This window comes from Kitasatospora sp. NPDC096204, assembly GCF_044763205.1.
In the GTDB taxonomy this organism is placed as follows: Bacteria; Actinomycetota; Actinomycetes; order Streptomycetales; family Streptomycetaceae; genus Kitasatospora.
Window position 1 is genome coordinate 1 of the sequence record NZ_JBIWFT010000013.1, and the last position, 23,258, is coordinate 23,258.

General features: G+C 72.7%; 20 protein-coding genes. 17 read left to right on the forward strand and 3 right to left on the reverse strand.

Annotation, left to right across the window (positions count from 1 at the left end; genetic code table 11):
- Positions 1–117: 117 nt before the first annotated feature.
- Positions 118–960, reverse strand: a complete 843-nt coding sequence (locus ACIQ87_RS16160; RefSeq protein WP_402406510.1) for a peptidylprolyl isomerase — start codon at positions 958–960, stop codon at positions 118–120.
- A gap of 235 nt (positions 961–1,195) precedes the next feature.
- Here ACIQ87_RS16160 and ACIQ87_RS16165 point away from each other — a divergent pair, with 235 nt between their 5' ends.
- From ACIQ87_RS16165 to rpsD, 7 genes are all read left to right on the forward strand, one after another.
- Positions 1,196–1,903, forward strand: a complete 708-nt coding sequence (locus ACIQ87_RS16165) for an MBL fold metallo-hydrolase (RefSeq protein ID WP_402406512.1) — start codon at positions 1,196–1,198, stop codon at positions 1,901–1,903.
- An 11-nt stretch (positions 1,904–1,914) separates the two neighbouring features.
- Entirely contained in the window at positions 1,915–3,177 is a 1,263-nt protein-coding gene (hisS, locus tag ACIQ87_RS16170; RefSeq protein WP_402406513.1) for a histidine--tRNA ligase, read from the forward strand.
- Positions 3,174–4,964, forward strand: coding sequence for an aspartate--tRNA ligase (gene aspS, locus ACIQ87_RS16175; protein WP_402406515.1), 1,791 nt, complete (start codon positions 3,174–3,176; stop codon positions 4,962–4,964). The genes hisS and aspS overlap by 4 nt, the downstream gene beginning before the upstream one ends.
- Positions 4,965–5,120: 156 nt before the next feature.
- The gene (locus ACIQ87_RS16180; RefSeq protein WP_402406516.1) at positions 5,121–5,567 is read left to right on the forward strand and encodes a GNAT family N-acetyltransferase; all 447 of its coding nucleotides are present in this window, start codon (positions 5,121–5,123) and stop codon (positions 5,565–5,567) included.
- Between the two features lie 141 nt (positions 5,568–5,708).
- Positions 5,709–6,527 (forward strand): polyphosphate kinase 2, encoded by an 819-nt coding sequence (gene ppk2, locus ACIQ87_RS16185; RefSeq protein ID WP_402406519.1) that lies wholly within the window; start codon positions 5,709–5,711, stop codon positions 6,525–6,527.
- Between the two features lie 38 nt (positions 6,528–6,565).
- Positions 6,566–7,975 (forward strand): replication-associated recombination protein A, encoded by a 1,410-nt coding sequence (locus ACIQ87_RS16190; RefSeq protein WP_402406522.1) that lies wholly within the window; start codon positions 6,566–6,568, stop codon positions 7,973–7,975.
- A 312-nt stretch (positions 7,976–8,287) separates the two neighbouring features.
- A complete protein-coding gene (rpsD, locus tag ACIQ87_RS16195) occupies positions 8,288–8,902 on the forward strand; it encodes a 30S ribosomal protein S4 (RefSeq protein ID WP_030056230.1) in 615 nt (204 codons plus the stop codon).
- A gap of 81 nt (positions 8,903–8,983) precedes the next feature.
- On the opposite strand, the gene ACIQ87_RS16200 is transcribed toward rpsD, so the two are convergent.
- Both ACIQ87_RS16200 and ACIQ87_RS16205 read right to left on the reverse strand, forming a co-directional pair.
- Complete coding sequence (locus ACIQ87_RS16200) at positions 8,984–9,310, reverse strand: tetratricopeptide repeat protein (RefSeq protein WP_402406524.1); 327 nt, start codon at positions 9,308–9,310, stop codon at positions 8,984–8,986.
- A gap of 48 nt (positions 9,311–9,358) precedes the next feature.
- Positions 9,359–11,587 (reverse strand): ATP-binding protein, encoded by a 2,229-nt coding sequence (locus tag ACIQ87_RS16205; protein WP_402406527.1) that lies wholly within the window; start codon positions 11,585–11,587, stop codon positions 9,359–9,361.
- 219 nt (positions 11,588–11,806) lie between these two features.
- Here ACIQ87_RS16205 and ACIQ87_RS16210 point away from each other — a divergent pair, with 219 nt between their 5' ends.
- From ACIQ87_RS16210 to aroB, 10 genes are all read left to right on the forward strand, one after another.
- Positions 11,807–12,286 (forward strand): DUF948 domain-containing protein, encoded by a 480-nt coding sequence (locus tag ACIQ87_RS16210; protein WP_402406529.1) that lies wholly within the window; start codon positions 11,807–11,809, stop codon positions 12,284–12,286.
- A gap of 4 nt (positions 12,287–12,290) precedes the next feature.
- Entirely contained in the window at positions 12,291–12,731 is a 441-nt protein-coding gene (locus ACIQ87_RS16215) for a DUF6167 family protein (protein ID WP_402406532.1), read from the forward strand.
- Entirely contained in the window at positions 12,731–15,400 is a 2,670-nt protein-coding gene (gene alaS, locus ACIQ87_RS16220; RefSeq protein ID WP_402406535.1) for an alanine--tRNA ligase, read from the forward strand. Before ACIQ87_RS16215 ends, alaS begins: the two co-directional genes overlap by 1 nt.
- Positions 15,400–15,879, forward strand: a complete 480-nt coding sequence (ruvX, locus tag ACIQ87_RS16225) for a Holliday junction resolvase RuvX (RefSeq protein ID WP_350521250.1) — start codon at positions 15,400–15,402, stop codon at positions 15,877–15,879. Before alaS ends, ruvX begins: the two co-directional genes overlap by 1 nt.
- Positions 15,880–16,017: 138 nt before the next feature.
- Positions 16,018–17,298 carry an endolytic transglycosylase MltG gene (gene mltG, locus ACIQ87_RS16230; protein ID WP_402406538.1) on the forward strand — a complete coding sequence of 427 codons (1,281 nt, stop codon included), beginning with the start codon at positions 16,018–16,020 and terminating at the stop codon, positions 17,296–17,298.
- 188 nt (positions 17,299–17,486) lie between these two features.
- A complete protein-coding gene (gene mltG, locus ACIQ87_RS16235) occupies positions 17,487–19,403 on the forward strand; it encodes an endolytic transglycosylase MltG (RefSeq protein WP_402406540.1) in 1,917 nt (638 codons plus the stop codon).
- Positions 19,404–19,437: 34 nt separating this feature from the next.
- Positions 19,438–20,268 carry a shikimate dehydrogenase gene (locus ACIQ87_RS16240; RefSeq protein ID WP_402406543.1) on the forward strand — a complete coding sequence of 277 codons (831 nt, stop codon included), beginning with the start codon at positions 19,438–19,440 and terminating at the stop codon, positions 20,266–20,268.
- A 200-nt stretch (positions 20,269–20,468) separates the two neighbouring features.
- Positions 20,469–21,653, forward strand: coding sequence for a chorismate synthase (aroC, locus tag ACIQ87_RS16245; RefSeq protein ID WP_402406545.1), 1,185 nt, complete (start codon positions 20,469–20,471; stop codon positions 21,651–21,653).
- Positions 21,650–22,171 (forward strand): shikimate kinase, encoded by a 522-nt coding sequence (locus tag ACIQ87_RS16250; RefSeq protein WP_402406547.1) that lies wholly within the window; start codon positions 21,650–21,652, stop codon positions 22,169–22,171. Before aroC ends, ACIQ87_RS16250 begins: the two co-directional genes overlap by 4 nt.
- Positions 22,164–23,255 carry a 3-dehydroquinate synthase gene (aroB, locus tag ACIQ87_RS16255; protein ID WP_402406550.1) on the forward strand — a complete coding sequence of 364 codons (1,092 nt, stop codon included), beginning with the start codon at positions 22,164–22,166 and terminating at the stop codon, positions 23,253–23,255. The genes ACIQ87_RS16250 and aroB overlap by 8 nt, the downstream gene beginning before the upstream one ends.
- The last annotated feature ends 3 nt before the right edge of the window (positions 23,256–23,258 follow it).

Consider the following 23,258-nt stretch of genomic DNA (forward strand, 5'->3'; position numbering starts at 1 on the left):
TTTTTTTTTTGGGGGGCCCGGGGGGGGGGGGGGGGGGCGGGGGGGGGGGGGGGGGGGGGGGGGGGGGGGGGGGGGGGGGGGGGCCCCCCCCCCCCCCCCCCACGGCCCCGGAGTCGGTCAACCCTTCGCCACCGTAACGGAGTTGAAGGTGACGTCGGCCATCGGGTGGCCGTCCGGCGAGCCCTCCAGGGTGCCCGCGGCGGCGATCTTCTGCACCGCGTCCAGACCGCCGGTGATCTTGCCGAAGGGGGTGTAGTTCGGCGGCAGCTTGGTGTCCTTGTAGACCAGGAAGAACTGGCTGCCGTTGGTTCCCGGGCCCGAGTTGGCCATCGCCACGGTGCCGGCCGGGTAGGTCGCGCCGGCCAGGTTCTCGTCCGCGAACTTGTAGCCGGGGCCGCCGGTGCCGCCCGGGACGGTCGCGCTGGCGGTCGGGTCACCGCACTGGAGCACGAAGATGCCGTCGGTGGTGAGGCGGTGGCACTTGGTGTGGTCGAAGAACTTCTCGCCGGCCAGGAAGGCGAAGGAGTTCACGGTGTGCGGGGCCTTGGCCGCGTCCAGCGCGATCGTCACCTTGCCGCAGTTGCTGTCCAGCGTCATGGCGTACGAGCCGCTGGGGTCGATCGTCATCGGCGGCTCGGCCTGCCACTGCTTGCCGTTGGGCGCGCCCGGCGCCGGGGCGGCGCAGCCCTCGACCGGCTTGCGGGTCGGGGTGGTGGGCTCCTCGGTCGGCGCGGCCTGGGCGCTGTTCGCGGCCGAGGCCTTCTTGTCGCCCTTGTCGTCCGAGCTGAACGCGCCGGTGGCGATCAGGGTGCCACCGCCGGCCAGCACCACGACCGCGAGCGAGGCGCCCAGGATCGTGTTGCGCCGCCTGCGCGCGGCCTCGGCCGCGACCCGGCGCTCCAACTGGCGCTCGTACTTCTCTCGGGCGAGCTGCCGCCGCCGCTGTTCGCTGCTGACCACCGGCCGTGTCTCCTACGGATGTGCGGGAAAAGTGGATGGATTCCGGAGCGGATCATCGCATCCCTCGGCGGCCAAGTGTAGGGACCCGGCCCGTAAGAACGCGGTGAACCTGTCAGGCCGCGCGCCCCGTGACCGCCATCTGGTTCGCAACCGGACCCGGACCGCCGGTAGGCTGCGCTTACACCACTTGACTTGCATCCCTTAGCCGTCGCCGACCACATCACGAAGGACGAGCGTGTTCATCGCCGGATTCCCCGCTGGAGCCTGGGGCACCAACTGCTACCTGGTCGCTCCGGCGGCGGGCGAGGAGTGCGTCATCGTCGATCCCGGCCACCAGGCGGCCCGGGGCGTCGAGGAGATGGTCCGCGAGCACCGGCTGAAGCCCGTCGCCGTGCTGCTCACCCACGGCCACATCGACCACGTGGCCTCGGTGGTCCCGGTCTGCGGCGCCCGCGGCGTCCCGGCCTGGATCCACCCCGAGGACCGCTACATGATGTCCGACCCGGAGAAGGCGCTCGGCCGCTCCCTGGGCACCCAGCTGATGGGCGAGCTCACCGTCGGCGAGCCTGACGACGTGCGCGAGCTCACCGACGGCAGCGTGCTGGAGCTGGCCGGCCTGAAGCTCACCGTGGACCACGCCCCGGGCCATACCGGGGGGTCGGTGACCTTCCGGACGCCCGGTGCCGAGGACCTCCCCCCGGTGCTGTTCTCGGGCGACCTGCTGTTCGCCGGCTCCATAGGGCGTACCGACCTCCCGGGCGGGGACAGCGAGGCGATCATGGACTCGCTGGCCCGGGTGTGCCTGCCCCTCGACGATTCCACCGTGGTCCTCTCCGGCCACGGCGGTCAGACCACCATCGGCCGCGAGCGCGCCACCAACCCCTACCTCCGACAGGCAGCAGGGGCGGCGGGCGCCCCGGCTTTCCCGCGACGAGGAATGTGACGGAAGAGAAGTTGAGCACCTTCACCGCCCCCAAGGGCACCTACGACCTGCTGCCCCCCAGCTCCGCGACGTTCCTGGCGATCCGTGACCGGCTCTCCGGGCCCTCCCGCCGGGCCGGCTACGGCTACGTCGAGACCCCGGTCTTCGAGGACGTGAAGCTGTTCTCCCGCGGTGTCGGCGAGTCCACCGACATCGTCTCCAAGGAGATGTACACCCTCACCACCAAGGGCGGCGACGAGCTCGCGCTGCGCCCCGAGGGCACCGCCCCGGTGCTGCGCGCCGCCCTCCAGGCCAACCTGCACAAGCAGGGCAACCTGCCGGTCAAGCTCTGGTACTCCGCCTCGTACTACCGCTACGAGCGCGCCCAGAAGGGCCGCTACCGCCAGTTCTCCCAGGTCGGCGCCGAGGCGATCGGCGCGGAGGACCCGGCGCTCGACGCCGAGCTGGTCATCCTGGCCGACGACGCCTTCAGCTCGCTCGGCGTGCGGAACTACTCGCTGCTGCTCAACAGCCTCGGCGACAAGCAGTGCCGCCCGGTCTACCGCGCCGCGCTGATCGAGTTCCTCTCCGGCCTGGACCTGGACGAGGAGACCCGCCGCCGCGCCGAGATCAACCCGCTGCGCGTCCTCGACGACAAGCGCGAGTCCGTGCAGGCCCAGCTGGTCGACGCGCCGATGCTGCGCGACTACCTGTGCGAGGAGTGCAAGGCGTACCACGAGAAGGTGCGCGAGCTGCTCACCGCGGCGGGCGTGGCCTACGTGGACGACCCCAAGCTGGTGCGCGGCCTGGACTACTACACCCGCACCACCTTCGAGTTCGTGCACAACGGCCTCGGCGCCCAGTCCGCGATCGGCGGCGGCGGCCGTTACGACGGCCTGTCCGAGATGATCGGCGGCCCGGCGCTGCCGTCCGTCGGCTGGGCGCTCGGCGTGGACCGCACCTTCCTCGCGATGGAGGCCGAGGGCATCACCCTCGAGCTGCCGTCCGCCACCGCGGTGTACGCCGTCGCGCTCGGCGAGGAGGCCAAGGACGTCCTGTTCGCCAAGGTGACCGAGCTGCGCCGGGCCGGCGTGGCCACCGACCTCGCCTTCGGCGTCAAGAGCATCAAGAACGCCATGAAGTCCGCCGACCGGTCCGGCGCCCGCTTCGCCCTGATCGCCGGGGACCGGGACCTCGCCGAGGGCGTCGTCCAGCTCAAGGACCTGAGCACCGGCGAGCAGACCCCCGTCGCCCTCGACGCACTCGTCACCACCCTGAAGGAGAAGCAGCTGTGATCCGCACGCACGACGCGGGCACGCTCCGCCCGGAGCACGCAGGCACCACCGTCACCCTGGCCGGCTGGGTCGCCCGCCGCCGCGACCACGGCGGCGTCGCCTTCATCGACCTGCGCGACGCCTCCGGCACCGTGCAGATCGTGGTTCGCGACCTCGACTCGGTGCACGGCCTGCGCGCCGAGTACTGCGTCAAGGTCGTCGGCGACGTCCGGGTCCGCCCCGAGGGCAACGAGAACCCGGACATCCCGACCGGCGCCGTCGAGGTCGTCGTCAGCGAGATCGAGGTGCTCTCCGAGGCCGCCCCGCTGCCCTTCCCCGTCGCCGAGTACGAGCCGGGCACGGTCAACGAGGAGGTCCGGCTGCGCTACCGCTACCTGGACCTGCGCCGTGAGGGCCCGGCCAAGGGCCTGCGCCTGCGCTCCAAGGTCAACAACATCATCCGCCGGGTGATGGAGGAGAACGACTACCTCGACATCGAGACGCCGTACCTCACCCGCTCCACCCCCGAGGGCGCCCGCGACTTCCTCGTCCCGGTCCGCCTCCAGCCCGGCCACTGGTACGCCCTGCCGCAGTCGCCCCAGCTGTTCAAGCAGCTGCTGATGGTGGCCGGCATGGAGCGCTACTACCAGATCGCCCGCTGCTTCCGCGACGAGGACTTCCGCGCCGACCGGCAGCCGGAGTTCACCCAGCTGGACATCGAGGCCTCCTTCGTCGACCAGGAGGACGTCCTGGCCCTCGGCGAGAAGATCATCGGTGCCATCTGGCGCGAGGTCCACGGCTACGAGGTCCCGAACCCGCTGCCGCGGATGACCTACGCGGACGCCATGGGCCGCTACGGCTCGGACAAGCCGGACGTCCGCTTCGGCCAGGAGCTCACCGACCTGACCGAGTACTTCAAGGGCACCGACTTCCGCGTCTTCCAGGCCCCGTACGTCGGCGCCGTGGTCATGCCCGGCGGTGCCTCGCAGCCGCGCAAGCAGCTGGACGCCTGGCAGGACTGGGCCAAGGCGCGCGGCGCCAAGGGCCTGGCGTACGTCCTCATCGACGCCGAGACCGGCGAGCTGCGCGGCCCGGTCGCCAAGAACCTCTCCGAGGAGCACCTGGCCGGCCTCGCCGCCGCCGCGGGCGCCAAGAACGGCGACGCGATCTTCTTCGCGGCCGGCAAGGAGCGCGCCTCGCAGGAGCTGCTCGGCGCCGCCCGTCTGGAGATCGGCCGCCGCTGCGAGCTGATCGACGAGTCCAAGTGGGCCTTCCTCTGGGTCGTCGACTTCCCGATGTTCGAGCCGATCGAGGACGACAAGGGCCAGTTCCAGGGCTGGCACGCGGTGCACCACCCGTTCACCGCCCCGACCGCGGAGTCGCTGGCCACCTTCGACACCGACCCGGGCTCGGCGCTGTCCAACGCCTACGACCTGGTCCTCAACGGCTCGGAGCTGGGCGGCGGTTCGATCCGTATCCACCAGCGCGACGTGCAGAAGCGGGCGTTCGACGCGATCGGCCTCTCCGAGGAGGAGGCGGCCTCGCAGTTCGGCTTCCTGCTGGACGCCTTCAACTACGGCCCGCCGCCGCACGGTGGTGTCGCCTTCGGCCTGGACCGCATCGTCACGCTGCTGGGCGGGTACGACACCATCCGGGACGTCATCGCCTTCCCGAAGACGTCCACCGGCGGCGACCCGCTGACCGGCGCCCCGACCCCGATCACCCCGGCGCAGCGCCGCGAGGCCGGCGTGGACGCCCAGCCGAAGGTCCGCGAGGACGCCAAGGGCGAGGCTCAGCCCAAGTCCTGACATCGCGTCATCCGCTAACCTGCAACGGCCCCGGACGGTCCACCAACCGTCCGGGGCCGGTCCACAACGGTGTGTGACACAGGGAGGGTTGACTCAATGCAGGTCACAACGAGAGTCGAATGTCCGGATGACGCCCCGGCGACCAGGCGCGTCCACATGGCCGCGTTCCCCGGCCCGGACGAGGCGGACCTGGTGGACGCGCTGCGCCGCGATCCCGCCTGGCTGCCCGGCCTGTCCGTGGTGGCGGTCGACGGGACCGGTCTGGTGATCGGGCACGCGCTGCTGAGCCGGCTGCGGGTCGGCGACGGCAGCGGGCTGGCGCTCGCGCCGGTCGCGGTGGCGCCCGAGTGGCAGCGCCGGGGCGTCGGCGAGTTGGTCGTCCGGGCCGCGCTGGCGGCGGCCGAGGACGCGGGCGAGAAGCTCGTGGTCGTCCTCGGAGATCCGGAGTACTACAAGCGGTTCGGCTTCGCGCCGGCCGGGCGGCACGAGGTCACCGGCCCGTTCGAGGTGCCGGAGGCGTACTTCCAGGTGCTGCCGCTGACGGGGTACGACGGCGGCCCGCGCGGGCTCTGCCGCTACCCCGAACCTTTCCTCGCTCTCTGAGGACCCTCTCCCTCGGGTGCCTCTCCCAGGGCCGGTCCACGAGACCCGGCCCGGTCGCCACGGCCTCGCCGACCTGCGGATCCGGCCGCCGGCGCCTACGGTGAGTGCTCATCAGCATTCGACCGAACGGAGGACCCGAGGGTGGCCGAGCAGCAGCGCAGCGGCAAGCCGGAGAAGCTGGCCAGGAGGCTGTACGAGAGGGAACTGCTGCGGCTCCAGCAGGAGTTGGTGAAGCTCCAGGAGTGGGTGCGGGTCGAGGGCGCCCGGCTGGTGGTGGTCTTCGAGGGGCGTGACGCGGCGGGCAAGGGCGGAGCGATCCAGCGGGTGACGGAGTACCTGAACCCGCGCATCGCCCGGGTCGCGGCGCTGCCCACGCCGACCGAGCGGCAGAAGACCCAGTGGTACTTCCAGCGCTACGTCGAGCACCTGCCGGCCGCCGGGGAGATCGTGCTGTTCGACCGCAGCTGGTACAACCGCGCGGGCGTCGAGCGCGTGATGGGCTTCTGCGACGACGACGAGTACTGGCAGTTCCTGCACCAGTGCCCGACCTTCGAACGGATGCTGATCGAGTCGGGCATCCTGCTGCGCAAGTACTGGTTCTCGGTGAGCGACACCGAGCAGGAACGGCGGTTCCGGGACCGGCTGGAGGACCCGATGAAGCGCTGGAAGCTCTCCCCGATGGACGTCGAGTCGATCACCCGCTGGGAGGACTACTCGCGGGCCAAGGACGAGATGTTCCTCCACACCGACATCCCGGACTCGCCCTGGCACGTGGTGGAGAGCGACGACAAGCGCCGGGCGAGGATCAACATGATCGCCCACCTGCTGTCCACCGTGCCGTACCAGGAGACGAAGGTCCCGCAGATCAGGCTGCCGGCCCGCCCCGCGTCGCGCGGCTACCAGCGGCCCCCGCGCGACCTGCAGAAGTACGTCCCGGACCACGCCGCCGCGCTGGAGTAGCGGCCCGGGCTGTCCGGGGCCTCGCATAGGCTTCCGGTGTGGACGAACCGGACCTCTTCACCGCCGCAGCCGAGGAACGCCAGACCAGGGAGCCCGGCCGGGCGCCCCTGGCCGTACGGATGCGTCCGCGCACCCTGGACGAGGTGGCCGGGCAGCGGCAGCTGCTGAAGCCCGGCTCGCCGCTGCGCCGGCTGGTCGCGGGCTCGCGCGGCCCGGCGGCGACCAGCTCGGTGATCCTCTGGGGGCCGCCCGGCACCGGCAAGACCACCCTGGCGCACGTGATCAGCCAGGCGGTCGAGGGCCGCTTCGTGGAACTGTCCGCGATCACCGCCGGGGTCAAGGAGGTCCGGGCGGTGATCGACGGCGCCCGGCGGGCGGTCGGGATGTCCGGCCGGGAGACGGTGCTCTTCCTGGACGAGATCCACCGCTTCTCCAAGGCCCAGCAGGACTCGCTGCTGCCGGCCGTGGAGAACCGGTGGGTCACCCTGATCGCGGCGACGACGGAGAACCCGTACTTCTCGGTGATCTCCCCGCTGCTGTCCCGCTCGCTGCTGCTCACCCTGGAGTCGCTGACCGACGAGGACATCCGGGCGCTGCTGCGCCGCGCGGTGGCCGACGAGCGCGGCCTGGAGGGCGCGCTGGAACTGTCCGCGGAGGCCGAGGACCACCTGGTGCGGCTGGCCGGCGGGGACGCCCGCAAGGCGCTCACCACCCTGGAGGCGGCGGCCGGGGCGGCGCTGGAGGAGGGCGAGCCGAGCATCACGCTGGCCCTCACCGAGACGGCGGTCAACCACGCGGCGGTGCGCTACGACAAGGACGGCGACCAGCACTACGACGTGGCCAGCGCGCTGATCAAGTCGATCCGCGGCAGCGACGTGGACGCCACCCTGCACTATCTGGCCCGGATGATCGAGGCGGGGGAGGACCCGCGGTTCATCGCCCGCCGGCTGATGATCTCGGCCAGCGAGGACGTCGGTCTGGCGGACCCGACGGCCCTGCAGACGGCGGTGGCGGCGGCCCAGGCGGTGGCCCTGATCGGTTTCCCGGAGGCCCGGATCATCCTCTCCCAGGCGGCCATCGCGCTGGCCCTCGCGCCCAAGTCCAACGCCGCCTACCTGGCGATCGACGCGGCGCTGGCGGACGTCCGGCAGGGCCTGGCCGGCGCCGTGCCGTCCCACCTGCGGGACGCTCACTACGGCGGCGCGGGCAAGCTCGGCCACGGCAAGGGCTACCGGTACCCGCACGACCTGCCGGAGGGCATCGCCGCCCAGCAGTACGCGCCGGACGCGGTGCACGGCAAGGAGTACTACCAGCCGACCAGGCGCGGCGGTGAGGCCCGCTACGCGGACGTGGTGGAGTGGACGCGCGGGCGGCTGCGGGGGGAGCGCAGGGCGGAGAAGAAGGACGGGAAGAAGCCCGAGGAGCAGCCCGGGGAAAAGGGCGAGTGATCCACCGGTATACTTCGTCGGAGTGCCATGTCCCGGGACGGCGGCGGGGGAGACCCCACCGACCGGCCGCACCAGCGGGGCATCGGCGGTAGGCCTCCTCCGGGAGGCCCGCACCAGGAGCGTCGCGCACCGTCACCGGTGTCGCGGGCGGCCCGGGTTCCCGGGTCGGTCCGTGTGACCAGCACTTCCGTGCCCGGCTCCGGAGAGCGGCTGATCCCATCGCGCAGGCGGCGGGGTTTTCTCCGGGTCGCGACATGCGACCTCCGTCAACACCTGGTGAAGCCGTATTCGTAAGCAAGGAAGGTTTGGTTCATGGCGAACCAGAAGCGTCCCAAGGTCAAGATCGCGCGCGCGCTCGGTGTGCCGCTGACCCCGAAGTCCGTCAAGTACTTCGAGGCCCGCCCGTACCCGCCCGGCCAGCACGGCCGTGGCCGCAAGCAGAACTCGGACTACAAGGTCCGTCTGCTCGAGAAGCAGCGTCTGCGCGCTCAGTACGACCTGAGCGAGAAGCAGATGGCGCGCGCGTTCGACCGCGCGAAGAAGGCCGAGGGCAAGACCGGTGAGGCGCTCGTCGCCGACCTGGAGACCCGTCTGGACTCCCTGGTCCTGCGTTCGGGCATCGCCCGCACCATCTACCAGGCCCGCCAGATGGTCGTCCACGGCCACATCGAGGTCAACGGTGGCAAGGTCAACAAGCCGTCGTTCCAGATGAAGCCGGGCTACGTGGTGACCGTCCGCGAGCGCAGCAAGGAGAAGGTCCCCTTCCAGGTCGCCCGTGAGGGTGGCTACGCGGGTGAGGGCCAGACCCCGAAGTACCTCGAGGTCAACCTGAAGGCCCTGGCCTTCCGCCTGGACCGTGCGCCGCAGCGCAAGGAGGTCCCGGTGATCTGTGACGAGCAGCTGGTCGTCGAGTACTACTCGCGCTGACCCGGCTTCGCTCTTCGCGAACACCAGCGAGCCCCCGTCGCCTTCCGAGGCGACGGGGGCTCGCCCCTTTTCCCACCGGCGTCAGATGCTCTCGCCGGTCATCGCGGCGGCCAGCCGCAGGTGCGGACGGGCCTCCTCGGCGCGGCCCTGGCGCTCCAGGGTGCGGCCGAGCATCAGCCGGGCGTAGTCCTCGGCCGGGTCGGCCTCCAGGATCCGCAGCAGCTCGGCCTCGGCGCGGCGCAGCTGGGCCGAGTGGAAGTAGCTGCGGGCCAGCAGCATCCGGACGGAGAGGTTGGTCGGCTCCTCGGCCAGGACGCCTTCGAGCGTGCGGGCCGCGTCGGTGTACGCCTTGGAGTCGAAGTAGAACTTCGCCATGCGGTACTCGTCGGCGGCGTTGTTGACGGCCATGGTGTTCCTTCCGGGCGGTTACTTGCCTCCTCAAGCAATCGGCAAGTTTCAAGTATTCCGCGCCGGTGAGGGCGCCGGCGCGGGCGGCGCCGGGCGGGGCCCCGGGGCCGGTCCGGGGGCCGCCGCCGAGCCCCCGCCGCCGAGCGCCCGGACGACCGCCGCGTCCTGGTCCAGCAGGGTGCCGGCCTCGTAGCAGTCCTCGTACTCCTGGGCGGTCAGCCCGGCCAGGGCCCGCTCCGCGCACTCCTGGTGCGGGCCGAAGAAGTTCCGCGAGCCCAGGAACGGGTTGCCGACCGTGCGCCAGAGCCGGTGCGCGGCCCCCTGCAGCACCCGGGCCTCGCGCAGGTCGCCCGGCTCGCCCGGTCTGTGCGGCTCCGTCTCCAGCAGTGCCAGCAGGTCGATGCCCAGCGCGAGGCCGAGCAGGTCCTGGAAGAGGTGGTTCAGCCGTACGCACTCCCGGGCCAGCGTCCGGGCGGGCTGGACGGCGCCGTCCAGCCAGTGCGAGTACGCCATCGCGTAGTGCACGTACCCGTAGGCCCACTGCTCGCCGTGCTCCTCGCACAGTTCGCGGGCCTGGCGGAACCAGAGCTCTCCGCTGTCCAGGTCGCCCTGGAACACGTAGGCCAGGCCCAGCTCCAGCATGGCCATCACCACGTTGCTGTTGAGCTCGCCGATGGTCCGGTAGTGCCAGAGCGCCTCCTCGAACAGCTCGGCGGCCCGGTCGGGGTCGTCGCCGACCAGCGCGACGCAGCCCTGGCGGTGGACGGCGTAGGCCAGGGCCCGGTCGTCGCCGGTGTTCAGCGCCTGGCGGCGGCAGTCCTCCAGCGCCGGGCGGGCGAAGCCGAGGTCGCCCTGGAGGACGGCCAGGTGGCCGGTGACCCAGAGCGCCTTCGCCCGGGCCTCGGTGGGCTCGCGGTCCAGGGCGAGGGCGCGGTCCAGCCAGTGCCGGCCCTCGCCGAGGTGGCCGCAGCCGACCCAGTAGAACCAGAGCGTGGCGGCCAGCAGCAGGGCGATCTGCTCCTCGCCGGGCTCGCCGAGGCAGTACTCCAGCGCCGCGCGGAGGTTGCCGTGGGCGAGCCCGGTGCGCTCGGCGGTCTCCGCCTGCCGGGGGCCGAACCACTCGACCTCGCCCCAGGTGGCGACGCCCAGGTACCAGTCGCGGTGGCGGCGCAGCAGCCGCTGCTCCTCGCCGGTGGCGCGCAGCCACTGGCCGCCGTACTCGCGCAGGGTGTCCAGCAGTCGGAAGCGCACGCCGAAGGCGCTGTCCTCGCTCAGGACGACGGACTTGGCGACCAGCTCGTCGAGGAGGTCGAGCACCTCCTCGGCCTCGATGCCCTCGCCGGCGCAGACGTACTCGGCGGCCTCCAGGTCGAAGCCGCCGGCGAAGACCGACAGGCGGGCCCAGAGTAAACGTTCCTGCACGGTGCACAGTTCATGGCTCCAGCCGATCGTCGTGCGCAGCGTCCGGTGCCGGGGCAGGGCCGTCCGGGAGCCGCCGGTGAGCAGCCGGAAGCGGTCGTCCAGCCGGGCGGTGACCTGCTCCACCGACAGCGCGCGCAGCCGCCCGGCGGCCAGCTCCACGGCCAGCGGCAGGCCGTCCAGCCGGCGGCAGAGCAGCGCGACCGCCTCCGCGTTGGCGTCCGTCACCTCGAAGGACGGCAGCACGGCCCGGGCCCGGTCGGCGAACAGCCGGACCGCGTCCGGCAGCGCGCCCGGCCGCACCGGCCCGGGCGGCGCGAGGTCGACCGGCAGCGGCGCGAGGGCGAGCAGGTGCTCGCCCGAGGCCCGCAGGGCGGTGCGGCTGGTGGTCAGCAGCCGCAGGCCGGGCAGGGCCCGCAGCAGCGCGTCGGCCAGGTCGGCGCAGGCCTCCACCAGGTGCTCGCAGCCGTCCAGCACCAGCAGCAGGCGCCGGCCGGCCAGCCGCTCGGTCAGGACGTCCAGCGGCGGACGGGCGGTGCCGTCGGCGAACCGCAGCGCCTCCAGGACGGCGTCGCCGAGCAGCAGCCCGTCCTGCACCGGGGCCACGTCCACCAGCCAGGTGCCGTCCGGGAACGCGCCGGCCGCCCGGGCCGCCGCGCGCAGCGCCAGCCGGCTCTTGCCCACGCCACCGGGACCGGTGACCGTCAGCAGCCGGGCCGAGACCAGCAGACCGGCCAGCTCGGCCAGTTCCTCCTGCCGCCCGACGAAGGCCGTCACCTCGGCCGGCAGCCGGCCGGGCCCGGGACCGTGCGGCCCCGCCGCGGGCTCCCAGGGCTGTGCTCTCCGGTCCCCGGCCAAAGGCTGCTCCCCGTGCTCCAGGCCGGACCGCCGCGGTCCGGACGTGCGTCGGGCCGTACGGGCGACGGCCTGCCAGGCAGAACGAGGTGACCGGCCGGTAGGTTACGCGCCCCGATCGCACATCCGACCGGATCGCCGGGGAAAGAACCCGGTCCGGGAATCGGGCGTGGGCGCGATAGGGTTCCGTCTGAAGAACTGCAAGGCGAGGGAGCGCGCAAGGTGTCCGTGGGAGAGCTGGCCGGATTGCTCGTCGCCGTGTTCTGGGCGGTCCTGGTCACCCTGCTCGCCGTGGTGCTGGTCCGCCTCTCCCGGGTGCTCAAGGAGGCCGCCGTCCTGGTCTCCGCGGTGACCGAGCAGGCCGTCCCGCTGCTGACCGACGCGGGCGCCGCCGTGCGCAGCGCCAACCAGCAGCTGGAGCGGGTGGACGAGATCACCGCCAACGTGCAGGACGCCGCCGCCAACGCCAACGCGCTCTCCTCCACCGTGGCCGCCACCCTGGGCGGACCGCTGGTCAAGGTCGCGGCGTTCAGCTACGGCGTGCGCAAGGCCGTCGCGCGGCAGCAGGGCGGTCTGCCGCCGGTGCCGTCGCAGGCCGGCGAGCGCGAGGAGCTGGCCCGGCTGATCCGGGCCGAGGTGCGCGCCGCGACCGCGCCCAGGACCGGCCTGTTCTCCCGGGTCCGGCGCGCGGTGAGGGGCTGACGGCATGGGACGCGTCTTCTGGATGGCGGTCGGCGCCGGCGCCACCGTCTGGGCCATGAAGAAGGCCAACGAGGCCGCGCAGCGGCTCACCCCGGACAGCCTCTCCGGCACCGCCGCGCGCGGTGCGCTGCACCTGGGGGACCTGGCCAAGCAGTTCGCCCAGGACGTGAGGGCCGGAATGGCCGAGCGCGAGGAGCAGCTGAAGGACGACCTCGGGCTGCACGGCACCGCCGTGGCGGAGCCCCGCGGGGCCCGCCGGGTCCTGCGCGGCGAGCCGCAGTACCGAGCTATCTCGGCGGCGCCCGGTAGCCCGGCCGCCGCCCTGCCTCCGTCCCGCGCCCGTTCGGTACCCGACGGCGCCCGTACCACCCCCCAGACCACTGAAGAAACGCCCCGCCGTGCCCTGCCGCCGCGGGGCGGCACCCCGAACCGGAAGGACCAATAATGGAGTCGGCTGAGATCCGCCGCCGCTGGCTGCGCTTCTTCGAGGAGCGCGGCCACACCGTCGTTCCGTCGGCGTCCCTGGTCGCCGACGACCCCACCCTGCTGCTCGTCAACGCCGGCATGGTGCCGTTCAAGCCCTACTTCCTGGGCGAGGTCAAGCCGCAGTTCTCGCGCGCCACCAGCGTCCAGAAGTGCGTGCGCACCCTGGACATCGAGGAGGTCGGGAAGACCACCCGGCACGGCTCCTTCTTCCAGATGTGCGGCAACTTCTCCTTCGGCGACTACTTCAAGGAAGGAGCCATCAAGTTCGCGTGGGAGCTGCTCACCAGCCCCGTCGCGGAGGGTGGCTACGGCCTGGAGAAGGAGAAGCTCTGGATCACCGTCTACAAGGACGACGACGAGGCCGAGCTGATCTGGCGTGACGTCATCGGCGTGCCCTCCGAGCGCATCCAGCGCCTGGGCATGAAGGACAACTTCTGGTCGATGGGCGTCCCCGGCCCGTGCGGCCCGTGCTCGGAGATCAACTACGACCGCGGCCCCGCGTACGGCGAGGAGGGCGGCCCTGCCGTCAACGGCGAGCGCTACCTGGAGATCTGGAACCTGGTCTTCATGCAGTACGAGCGCGGCCACGGCGACGGGAAGGACGGCTTCGAGATCCTCGGCGACCTGCCGAGCAGGAACATCGACACCGGCCTCGGCCTGGAGCGCCTCGCCGCCGTCCTGCAGGGCGTCGACAACCTCTTCGAGATCGACACCAGCCGGATGATCCTCGACCGCGCCGCCGAGCTCACCGGCCACAGCTACGGCGCCGACCACAAGTCGGACGTCTCGCTGCGCGTGGTCACCGACCACATCCGCACCGCGCTGATGCTGGTCGGCGACGGCGTCACCCCGGGCAACGAGGGCCGCGGCTACGTGCTGCGCCGCATCCTGCGCCGCGCCATCCGCAACATGCGCCTGCTGGGCGCCACCGAGCCGGTGGCCAAGGAGCTCATCGACGTCGCGATCAAGGCGATGGCCCCGCAGTACCCCGAGCTGGAGGCCGACCGCAAGCGCATCGAGACGGTCGTCATCGGCGAGGAGGCCGCCTTCCTGCAGACCCTGAAGGCCGGCACCAACCTGCTGGACGTCGCGGTCACCGAGACCAAGCAGTCCGGCGGCGTGGTGCTCTCCGGCGAGCAGGCGTTCAAGCTGCACGACACCTACGGCTTCCCGATCGACCTCACCCTGGAGATGGCCGAGGAGCAGGGCCTCCAGGTGGACGAGGCCGGCTTCCGCCGCCTGATGCAGGAGCAGCGGGACCGCGCCAAGGCGGACGCCAAGGCCAAGAAGATGGGCCACGCCGACGTCGCCGCGTACCGCGAGGTCGCCGACAAGTCCGGCGCCAGCGTCTTCACCGGCTACGCCCTCACCGAGGGCGAGGCCACCGTGGTTGGCCTGCTGGTGGACGGCGTTCCCTCGCCGGCCGCCTCCGAGGGCGACGAGGTCGAGATCATCCTCGACCGCACCCCGTTCTACGCCGAGGGCGGCGGCCAGCTCGCCGACCAGGGCCGGATCCGGCTGGAGTCCGGCGCGGTGGTGGAGATCCGCGACGTGCAGCAGCCCGTCCCGGGTGTCATCGTGCACTCCGGCGGGGTGCTGTTCGGCGAGGTCGTGCTGGGCGCCTCGGCGTACGCCACGATCGACACCGAGCGCCGCCGGGCGATCGCCCGCGCCCACTCGGCCACCCACCTGACCCACCAGGCGCTGCGTGACGCGCTCGGCCCGACGGCCGCCCAGGCCGGCTCCGAGAACGCCCCCGGCCGCTTCCGCTTCGACTTCGGCTCGCCCGCCGCCGTGCCCGGCAGCGTGCTGGTCGACGTCGAGCAGAAGATCAACGACGTGCTGACCCGTGAGCTGGAGGTCACCGCCGAGGTCATGACGATGGACCAGGCCCGCAAGGCCGGCGCCATCGCCATGTTCGGCGAGAAGTACGGCGACGAGGTCCGGGTCGTCACCATCGGCGACTTCTCCAAGGAGCTGTGCGGTGGCACCCACGTCGGCAACACCGCCCAGCTGGGCCTGGTGAAGCTGCTCGGCGAGTCCTCGATCGGCTCCGGCGTGCGCCGCGTCGAGGCGCTGGTCGGCTCCGACGCGTACCGCTTCCTGGCCCGTGAGCACACGGTGGTCTCCCAGCTCACCGAGCTGGTCAAGGGCCGCCCGGAGGAGCTGCCGGAGAAGATCTCGGGCATGCTCGCCAAGCTCAAGGACGCCGAGAAGGAGATCGAGCGCTTCCGCGCCGAGAAGGTGCTGGCCGCCGCGGCGGGCCTGGCCGACTCGGCCGAGGACGTGCACGGCATCGCCGTGGTCGCCGCCCAGGTCGCCGACGGCGTGGGCGCGGACGAGCTGCGCAAGCTGGTCCTGGACGTGCGCGGCCGCCTGGGCTCGCGCCCGGCCGTGGTCGCCGCCTTCACCGTGGCGAACGACCGCCCGCTGACCGTGATCGCCACCAACGAGGACGCCCGCGGCCGCGGTATCAAGGCCGGCGAGCTGGTCCGGACCGCCGCCAAGACCCTCGGCGGCGGCGGTGGCGGCAAGGACGACGTCGCCCAGGGCGGCGGCTCCAACCCGGCCGCGGTCGGCGAGGCCATCGCCGCGGTGCGCGGTCTGGTCGCGGAGCGCGCCAGCTGATGGAGCAGGAGGAGAGGCCCTTCCGGCGTGGGCGGCGGATCGCCGTCGACGTCGGGGACGCCCGGATCGGGGTCGCGTCCTGCGACCCCGACGGGGTGCTCGCCACGCCCGTCGAGACCGTCCCGGCCGGGGTGAAGTCGCAGGCCAGGATCGCCGCCATCGTCGACGAGTACGGCGCGATGGAGGTGATCGTCGGGCTGCCGCGCTCGCTCAGCGGCAAGGAGGGCCCGGCGGCGGAGAAGGTCCGGGCGTACGCGGCCCGGCTGGCGAACCGGCTCTACCCGGTGCCGGTGCGGCTGGTGGACGAGCGGATGTCGACCGTCACCGCGACCCACGGGCTGCGCGCGTCCGGGGTCAAGGCGAAGAAGGGCCGCTCGGTGGTCGACCAGGCCGCCGCGGTGGTGATCCTCCAGACCGCCCTTGAGTCCGAACGGGTGAGCGGACGCCCGCCCGGTGAGAGCGTCGAGGCGGTCGGCTGACCGGCCTGCTCTAACGTCCCGTCGAGGGGTCCGTGCGGACGCGTCCGCACGGACCCCTTCCTCGTTCGTTTCCCTGTCCGGTCCGGATCGGTCCGCATCGATCCTGACCGGTTGGGGACCGCCGAAGGGGCGCGAGTCATGACCGACCAGGACTTCCACCCCGGGCTCACCCCCGGACACCTGGGTGCGCCGGTGCTGGAGCCGGAGGGACGCCCGCCGGGTGCGCCCCGTCCGCGCTTCGATGCGCCGGATCCGCACCGACGGCGCAACGGACTGGCCTGCGGGCTCACCGCGTTCGCGCTGATCGCGGTGTTCGGCGGGATCGGGCTGACCGCGTACACCTGGGTCCAGGCGCAGCGCAGACCCCCGGCCGCCGCCGACTTCGCCGGGCAGGGCACCGGCAGCGTGCAGGTCTCGGTGCCGGAGGGCGCGGGCCTGTCCCAGATCGCGTCCGCGCTGGTCCGCAACGGGGTGGTGGCCAGCTCGCTCGCCTTCACCCGGGCCGCGAAGGGCAGCGCGGCCGCGGCCGGGCGGATCCAGCCGGGGACGTACACGCTGAAGCTGAAGATGTCGGCCGCGGCGGCGCTGGCGGTCCTGATCGACCCGGCCAACGCCAACGGCCTGACCATTCCCGAGGGTTGGCGCGGATACCAGATCTACGCGGCCATCGACAAGAAGCTGAACCTGCCCCCGGGCACCGCCCAGCGGACCGCCCAGGAGCAGGGCGCCGAACTCGGCCTGCCGGACTTCACCAACGGCAGCCCGGAGGGCTACCTGTTCCCGGCGACGTACAGCGTCACCGAGGGCACCACCGCCATCGACCTGTTGAAGCAGATGGTGGACCGGGCCGGCAAGGAGTTCAGCCGGGACGACGCCACCGTGGTCGCCCAGAACCTGGGGCAGAGCGTGTACGGGCTGGTCACCGTGGCCAGCATGGTCCAGGGCGAGGCCGACAACACCGAGGACATGGGCAAGGTGGCCCGGGTGATCTACAACCGGCTGGCCAGGGGCATGCCCCTGCAGCTGGACTCCACCATCAACTACGCGCTCGGCCGTTCGACCCTGAACACCTCGGTGACCGACACCAGGCTGGACTCCCCGTACAACACCTACCTGCACCCCGGGCTGCCGCCGAGCCCGATCTCCAACCCCGGGCGGCAGGCGATCATGGCGGCGCTGGACCCGACGCCGGGGGACTGGCTGTACTTCGTCACCGTGAAGCCGGGGGACACCCGCTTCACCGACAGCTTCGACGTGCAGCAACGCAACGTGGCCGAGTTCAACGCCAACCGGGCGACGGCCAAGTCGAGCGCCCCGCCCTCGGGCGCGGCCGCCGGTCCGGACTCCCCGGCGGCCTCCGGGCCGGGGGCCGCGGGCGGGGCCGAGGCGCCCTCCGGCGCCGGTGGGGGGACGCCGTAACGGAGTTGTGCGCCGTCGGTGAGATCGTCCACCGACGGCGCGGGCACCCGGCCGGGGGTAAGGCTGCGGTACGGTAACGTCTCCCTCCAGGCGCTGCGCTAGCACGCCGGTTCGAGATTCAGCCGGGACGGCGTCGTCCCGGACGGCCGGTTCGATCCTCCGGTCGTCACCGTCGGTTAAGGGGATCGATGACCGATCTGGGTGGGGGCTACAACCCCCAGGGCGAGCCGTGGCACCCCGGTGATCCCGGGTACGACGGCCGGCAGCCGGTCCCCGGCCAGCAGGACGGCCAGTGGCAGCAGCAGTACCCGCAGCAGGGCCAGCCGGTCCAGCAGCCGTACGGGGACGTGCAGCAGGGGTACGCGCAGCAGCAGATGACGCCGCAGATGCAGCAGCAGTTGATGGCGCAGCAGGGCTACCAGCAGCAGGTGCCCCAGCAGCAGATGCCGCAGCAGGGATACCCGGGCGGCCAGCAGGGCTACCAGCAGCAGATGCCCCAGCAGGGCTACCCCCAGCAGGGGTACGCGCAGCAGCAGCCGCAGCAGCCGATGCAGCAGGGCTACCCGCAGCAGCAGGCGCCCCAGTCCCAGCAGCAGATGCCGCAGCAGGGCTACCCGCAGCAGGGCTTCCCCGGTGGTCAGCAGGCGCCCCAGCAGCAGGTCCCCCAGCAGCAGCAGCAGCCGGCGCCCCCGCAGCAGGTCCCGCAGGAGTCGGCGCCCCAGCAGCCGCAGACGCCGCGCCGCCGGGCCCGGCAGCAGCCGGCCCCGGAGCCCGCGCCGGCCTCCGGCCCCGGCCCGGACGGGATCGACTGGGAGGCCGAGGCCGCCGCGCTGGAGGCCGGCGCCGATCCGGTCGGCGCCGCGCGCGAGGGCGGACGGGACGAGTGGGACGGCCACGAGGACGGCCGCCACGAGGACGCCGGCCACCTCGACGAGCACGCCGAGGCAGCGGAGGCCGGGTTCCTCGGGGAGCAGGACGACTCCCGCGAGGCCCAGAAGAAGCGCAAGGAGAAGGGCAAGAAGTCGGGCCGCCGCAACGGCGGTGCCTGCCTGCTGGTCGCCCTGGTGCTGCTCGGCGCCATGGGCGGGGCCGGCTGGTGGGGCTACGGCTTCTACCAGGACCACTTCGGCCCGGCGCCGGACTTCACCGGCGAGGGCACCGGCTCCGTCCAGATCGAGGTCAAGAAGGGCGCGGTCGCCGGGCAGATCGGCCTGGCGCTGAAGAACGCCGGCGTGGTCAAGAGCGTCGACGCGTACAGCGAGGCGTGCAAGGCCGAGCCCAAGTGCAACACCGTCCAGTACGGCTACTACCAGCTGAAGAAGGAGATGCCGGCCGCCGCCGCGCTCAAGGAGCTGCTCGCCCAGGCGGGCGGCGCGGCGATCGTCGTCCCCGAGGGCAAGAACTCCACCGAGATCTACACCCTCATCGACACCAAGCTGAAGCTGCAGCCGGGCACCACGGCGGGCGTCGCCAAGGCGCAGGTCAACGACCTCGGCCTGCCGCCGTACGCGAACGGCAACATCGAGGGCTTCCTCTGGCCGACCCGCTACAACGTCTCCGAGGGCACGAAGCCCGAGGAGCTGCTCAAGCAGATGGTGAAGAACGCCACCGAGAAGTACGCGGGCCTGGACGCCCAGGCCGCCTCGGTGGGGCTGAAGACCGGCTACGAGGTGCTCATCGAGGCGAGCATCCTCCAGCGCGAGGGCAACAACCCGGGGGACTTCGCCAAGATGGCCAAGACCATCCAGAACCGGCTGGCCGCCGGCGGCGAGATCAACCACCGGCTCGGCATGGACACCACGCTCCAGTACTCGCTGAACCGCAAGGACCTCGACAAGAAGGACATGGACGACGCGTCCAACAAGTACAACACCTACATCAACCCGGGCCTGCCGCCCGGGCCGATCTCCAACCCCGGCGACGACGCGCTCAGCGCGGTGCTGCACCCGGCGGACGGGAAGTGGCTGTACTTCATCGCGATGTCCCCGAGCGACACCCGGTTCGCCGAGACGAGCAAGGAGCACTACGCCAACGTCAAGGAGTACTGCCAGGCGGCCGGGCAGAGCTTCGACGAGGCGCGCGGCCACTGCACCACCAAGAAGTAGCCACGGCCGTACGACAGTTCGCGGAGAGGCAGCGTTGACCAGCAAGCACCGGGCGGCCGTACTCGGCTCGCCGATCGCCCACTCGCTCTCGCCGGACCTGCACCGGGCGGCCTTCGCGGCGCTCGGGCTGGACGGCTGGCGCTACGACCGTTTCGAGGTCGACGAGGCCGGGCTGCCCGGGTTCGTCGCGGCGCTGGACGAGGCCGAGTGGGCCGGGCTGTCGCTGACCATGCCGCTGAAGCGGGCGATCATCCCGCTGCTCGACGAGGTCAGCGCGACGGCCCGCTCGGTGGACGCGGTGAACACCGTGGTGTTCACCGCCGACGGCCGGCGCACCGGGGACAACACCGACGTTCCGGGGCTGGTCAACGCGCTGCGTGAGCGCGGGATCACCGAGGTGCCCGAGGCGGCCGTCCTGGGGGCCGGGGCCACCGCCTCCTCGGCGCTGGCCGCGCTCGCCCAGATCTGCACCGGCGAGGTGACGGTCTACGTGCGCGGCGCCGAGCGGGCCAGGGAGATGGCCGTGCTGGGCGACCGGCTCGGCATGGCCGTCCGCACCGCCGACTGGGAGCGCGGCGCCGAGGCGCTGGCCCGGCCGCTGACCGTCTCCACCACGCCGGTCGGCGCGACCGACGCGTTCGCCGGGGCGCTGCCCGCCGAGCCGGGCGCGCTCTTCGACGTGCTGTACCACCCGTGGCCGACGGCCCTGGCCGCGGCCTGCGCCGCGCGCGGGGCGACCGTCCTGGGCGGGCTGGACCTCCTGGTGCACCAGGCCGTGCTGCAGAGCGAGGCCTTCACCGGGCGGACGCCCGGGCCGCTGGCGGCGATGCGCGAGGCGGGGGAGAAGGCGCTCGCCGGTCACTGAGCCCGGCGGCCGGCCCCGCGGATCGTCCGGACCGTCGGAGGGTTCCGGGAGGGCATCCCGGCCGGATGGTGGCCGGTTGCTGTCCGTCACGCGGACTGTGCCGCCGGGTGCTGCTGGGGCATGAAAGGATTCAGGGACAAGGCACGCCCGGGGCGGGCCCCGGCGGTGCCGAGGTCCGGTCCGCTGATGAAGGAGCTCCGTTGGGTACGTTGCGCTGGCTGACGGCGGGGGAGTCGCACGGCCCCGCACTCGTCGCGACGCTGGAAGGCCTGCCCGCCGGTGTACCGGTCACCACCGACGTGGTGGCCGACGCGCTGGCGCGCCGCCGGCTCGGTTACGGCCGCGGGGCGCGGATGAAGTTCGAGCAGGACGAGGTGACCTTCCTCGGCGGCGTCCGGCACGGTCTGACCATGGGCAGCCCGGTCGCGATCATGGTCGGCAACACCGAGTGGCCGAAGTGGGAGCAGGTCATGTCGGCCGACCCGGTCGACCCCGAGGTGCTGGCGGGCCTGGCCCGCAACGAGGCGCTCACCCGCCCCCGGCCCGGCCACGCCGACCTGGCCGGCATGCAGAAGTACTCGATCGACGAGGCCCGGCCGATCCTGGAGCGCGCCAGCGCCCGTGAGACGGCCGCCCGGGTCGCGCTGGGCGCCGTCGCCCGCGCCTACCTGCGCGAGGTGGCCGGGATCGAGATCGTCAGCCACGTGGTCGAGCTGGCCGCCGCCAAGGCGCCGGCCGGCGTGCTGCCGCTGCCCTCGGACGAGGCCCGGCTGGACGCCGACCCGGTGCGCTGCCTGGACGAGGACGCCTCGAAGGCGATGGTCGCGGAGATCGACCAGGCCCACAAGGACGGCGACACCCTGGGCGGCGTGGTGGAGGTGCTGGCGTACGGCGTGCCGGTGGGCCTCGGCTCGCACGTGCACTGGGACCGCCGGCTGGACGCGCGGCTGGCCGCCGCGCTGATGGGCATCCAGGCGATCAAGGGCGTCGAGGTCGGCGACGGCTTCGAGCTGGCCCGGGTGCCGGGTTCCAAGGCGCACGACGAGATCGTCCCGACCGCCGAGGGCGTCAAGCGCACCTCCGGCCGCTCCGGCGGCACCGAGGGCGGCCTGAGCACCGGCGAGGTGCTGCGGGTGCGCGCCGCGATGAAGCCGATCGCGACCGTGCCGCGGGCGCTGCAGACCCTGGACGTGCGCACCGGTGAGCCGGCCAAGGCGCACCACCAGCGCTCGGACGTCTGCGCGGTGCCGGCCGCGGGCATCGTCGCCGAGGCGATGGTCGCGCTGGTGCTGGCGGACGCGGTCAACGAGAAGTTCGGCGGCGACAACGTCAGCGAGACCCGCCGCAACGTGCAGGGCTACCTCGACCACCTGATCGTCCGATGACCACACCCCTGGTGGTGCTGGTCGGCCCGCCCGGCAGCGGCAAGTCCACTGTCGGGCGGGTGCTGGCCGAGCGCCTGGGCGTGGGCTTCCGGGACACCGACGCCGACATCGAGGCGACGGCCGGCAAGCCGATCCCGGAGATCTTCGTCGACGAGGGCGAGCCGCACTTCCGCGCGCTGGAGGCGCAGGCCGTGCGCGCGGCCGCCGAGGGACACGACGGGGTGCTGGCGCTGGGCGGCGGCGCGGTGATGGCCGAGGCCACCCGCGCGCTGCTGCACGGGCTGCCGGTGGCCTTCCTGGAGGTCCCGCTCGCCGACGCGGTCAAGCGGGTCGGCCTGGACGCCCCGCGCCCGCTGCTGGCCGTCAACCCGCGGGCCCGCTGGCGCGAGCTGATGGAGGCCCGCCGCCCCCTCTACCTGGAGGTGGCCACCGCCGTCGTCGACACCGCCGGGCGCAGCCCGGAGCAGGTCGCGGACGCCGTACTGGAAGCACTGGAGCTGAAGACCCCCCATGAGTGACACGACCGCCAGGATCAACGTCGGCGCCGGTGCCGGCCATGACGCGTACGAGGTGCTGATCGGGCACCAGCTGCTGGGTGAGCTGGCGCCGCTGGTCGGTACCCGGGCGAAGCGGGTGGCGGTGATCCACCCGGAGGCGCTGGCCGCCACCGCGGACGCGATCCGTGACGACCTGGCCGGCGAGGGCTACGAGGCCATCGTGCTGCAGGTGCCGAACGCCGAGGAGGCGAAGAGCGCCGAGGTCGCCGCGTACTGCTGGTCGGTGCTGGGGCAGACCGGGTTCACCCGCAGCGATGTGATCGTCGGACTGGGTGGTGGCGCGACCACCGACCTGGCCGGGTTCGTCGCGGCGACCTGGCTGCGCGGGGTGCGCTGGATCTCGATGCCCACCACGCTGCTCGGCATGGTCGACGCGGCGGTCGGCGGCAAGACCGGCATCAACATCGCCGAGGGCAAGAACATGGTCGGCGCGTTCCACCCGCCGGTGGGCGTGCTGGCCGACCTCGCCACGCTGGAGACGGTGCCCCGGCACGACTACGTCTCCGGCCTGGCCGAGGTCATCAAGTGCGGCTTCATCGCCGACCCGGTGATCCTCGACCTGATCGAGGCCGACCCGGAGGGCGCGAGGACGCCGGCCGGGCCGCACACCGTCGAGCTGATCCGCCGGGCCGTCCAGGTCAAGGCCGACGTGGTCTCCGGGGACCTCAAGGAGTCCGGGCGCCGGGAGATCCTCAACTACGGCCACACCCTGGGCCACGCCATCGAGCGCAACGAGCGCTACAAGTGGCGGCACGGCGCGGCGATCTCCATCGGCATGGTCTTCGCCGCCGAACTCGGCCGTCTGGCCGGGCGGTTGGACGACGAGACGGCGGACCGGCACCGCACCGTGCTGGCCTCGGTCGGCCTGCCGCTGAGCTACCGGGCGGACGCCTGGCCGAAGCTGCTGGACGCGATGAAGATCGACAAGAAGTCGCGCGGCGACCTGATCCGCTTCATCGTGCTGGACGGCCTGGGCAAGACCTCCGTGCTGGAGGGCCCCGACCCGTCGCTGCTGGTCGCCGCGTACGCGGAGGTCTCGGCGTGACCA

Excerpts from the sequence above, each read along its gene's own strand:
- mltG (WP_402406538.1), top strand. The coding sequence starts at position 16,018 with ATGACCGACCAGGACTTCCACCCCGGGCTCACCCCCGGACACCTGGGT.
- alaS (WP_402406535.1), top strand. The coding sequence starts at position 12,731 with ATGGAGTCGGCTGAGATCCGCCGCCGCTGGCTGCGCTTCTTCGAGGAG.
- mltG (WP_402406540.1), top strand. The coding sequence starts at position 17,487 with ATGACCGATCTGGGTGGGGGCTACAACCCCCAGGGCGAGCCGTGGCAC.
- ACIQ87_RS16250 (WP_402406547.1), top strand. The coding sequence starts at position 21,650 with ATGACCACACCCCTGGTGGTGCTGGTCGGCCCGCCCGGCAGCGGCAAG.
- ACIQ87_RS16215 (WP_402406532.1), top strand. The coding sequence starts at position 12,291 with ATGGGACGCGTCTTCTGGATGGCGGTCGGCGCCGGCGCCACCGTCTGG.
- rpsD (WP_030056230.1), top strand. The coding sequence starts at position 8,288 with ATGGCGAACCAGAAGCGTCCCAAGGTCAAGATCGCGCGCGCGCTCGGT.
- aroB (WP_402406550.1), top strand. The coding sequence starts at position 22,164 with ATGAGTGACACGACCGCCAGGATCAACGTCGGCGCCGGTGCCGGCCAT.
- ACIQ87_RS16180 (WP_402406516.1), top strand. The coding sequence starts at position 5,121 with ATGGCCGCGTTCCCCGGCCCGGACGAGGCGGACCTGGTGGACGCGCTG.
- ACIQ87_RS16200 (WP_402406524.1), bottom strand. The coding sequence starts at position 9,310 with ATGGCCGTCAACAACGCCGCCGACGAGTACCGCATGGCGAAGTTCTAC.
- ruvX (WP_350521250.1), top strand. The coding sequence starts at position 15,400 with ATGGAGCAGGAGGAGAGGCCCTTCCGGCGTGGGCGGCGGATCGCCGTC.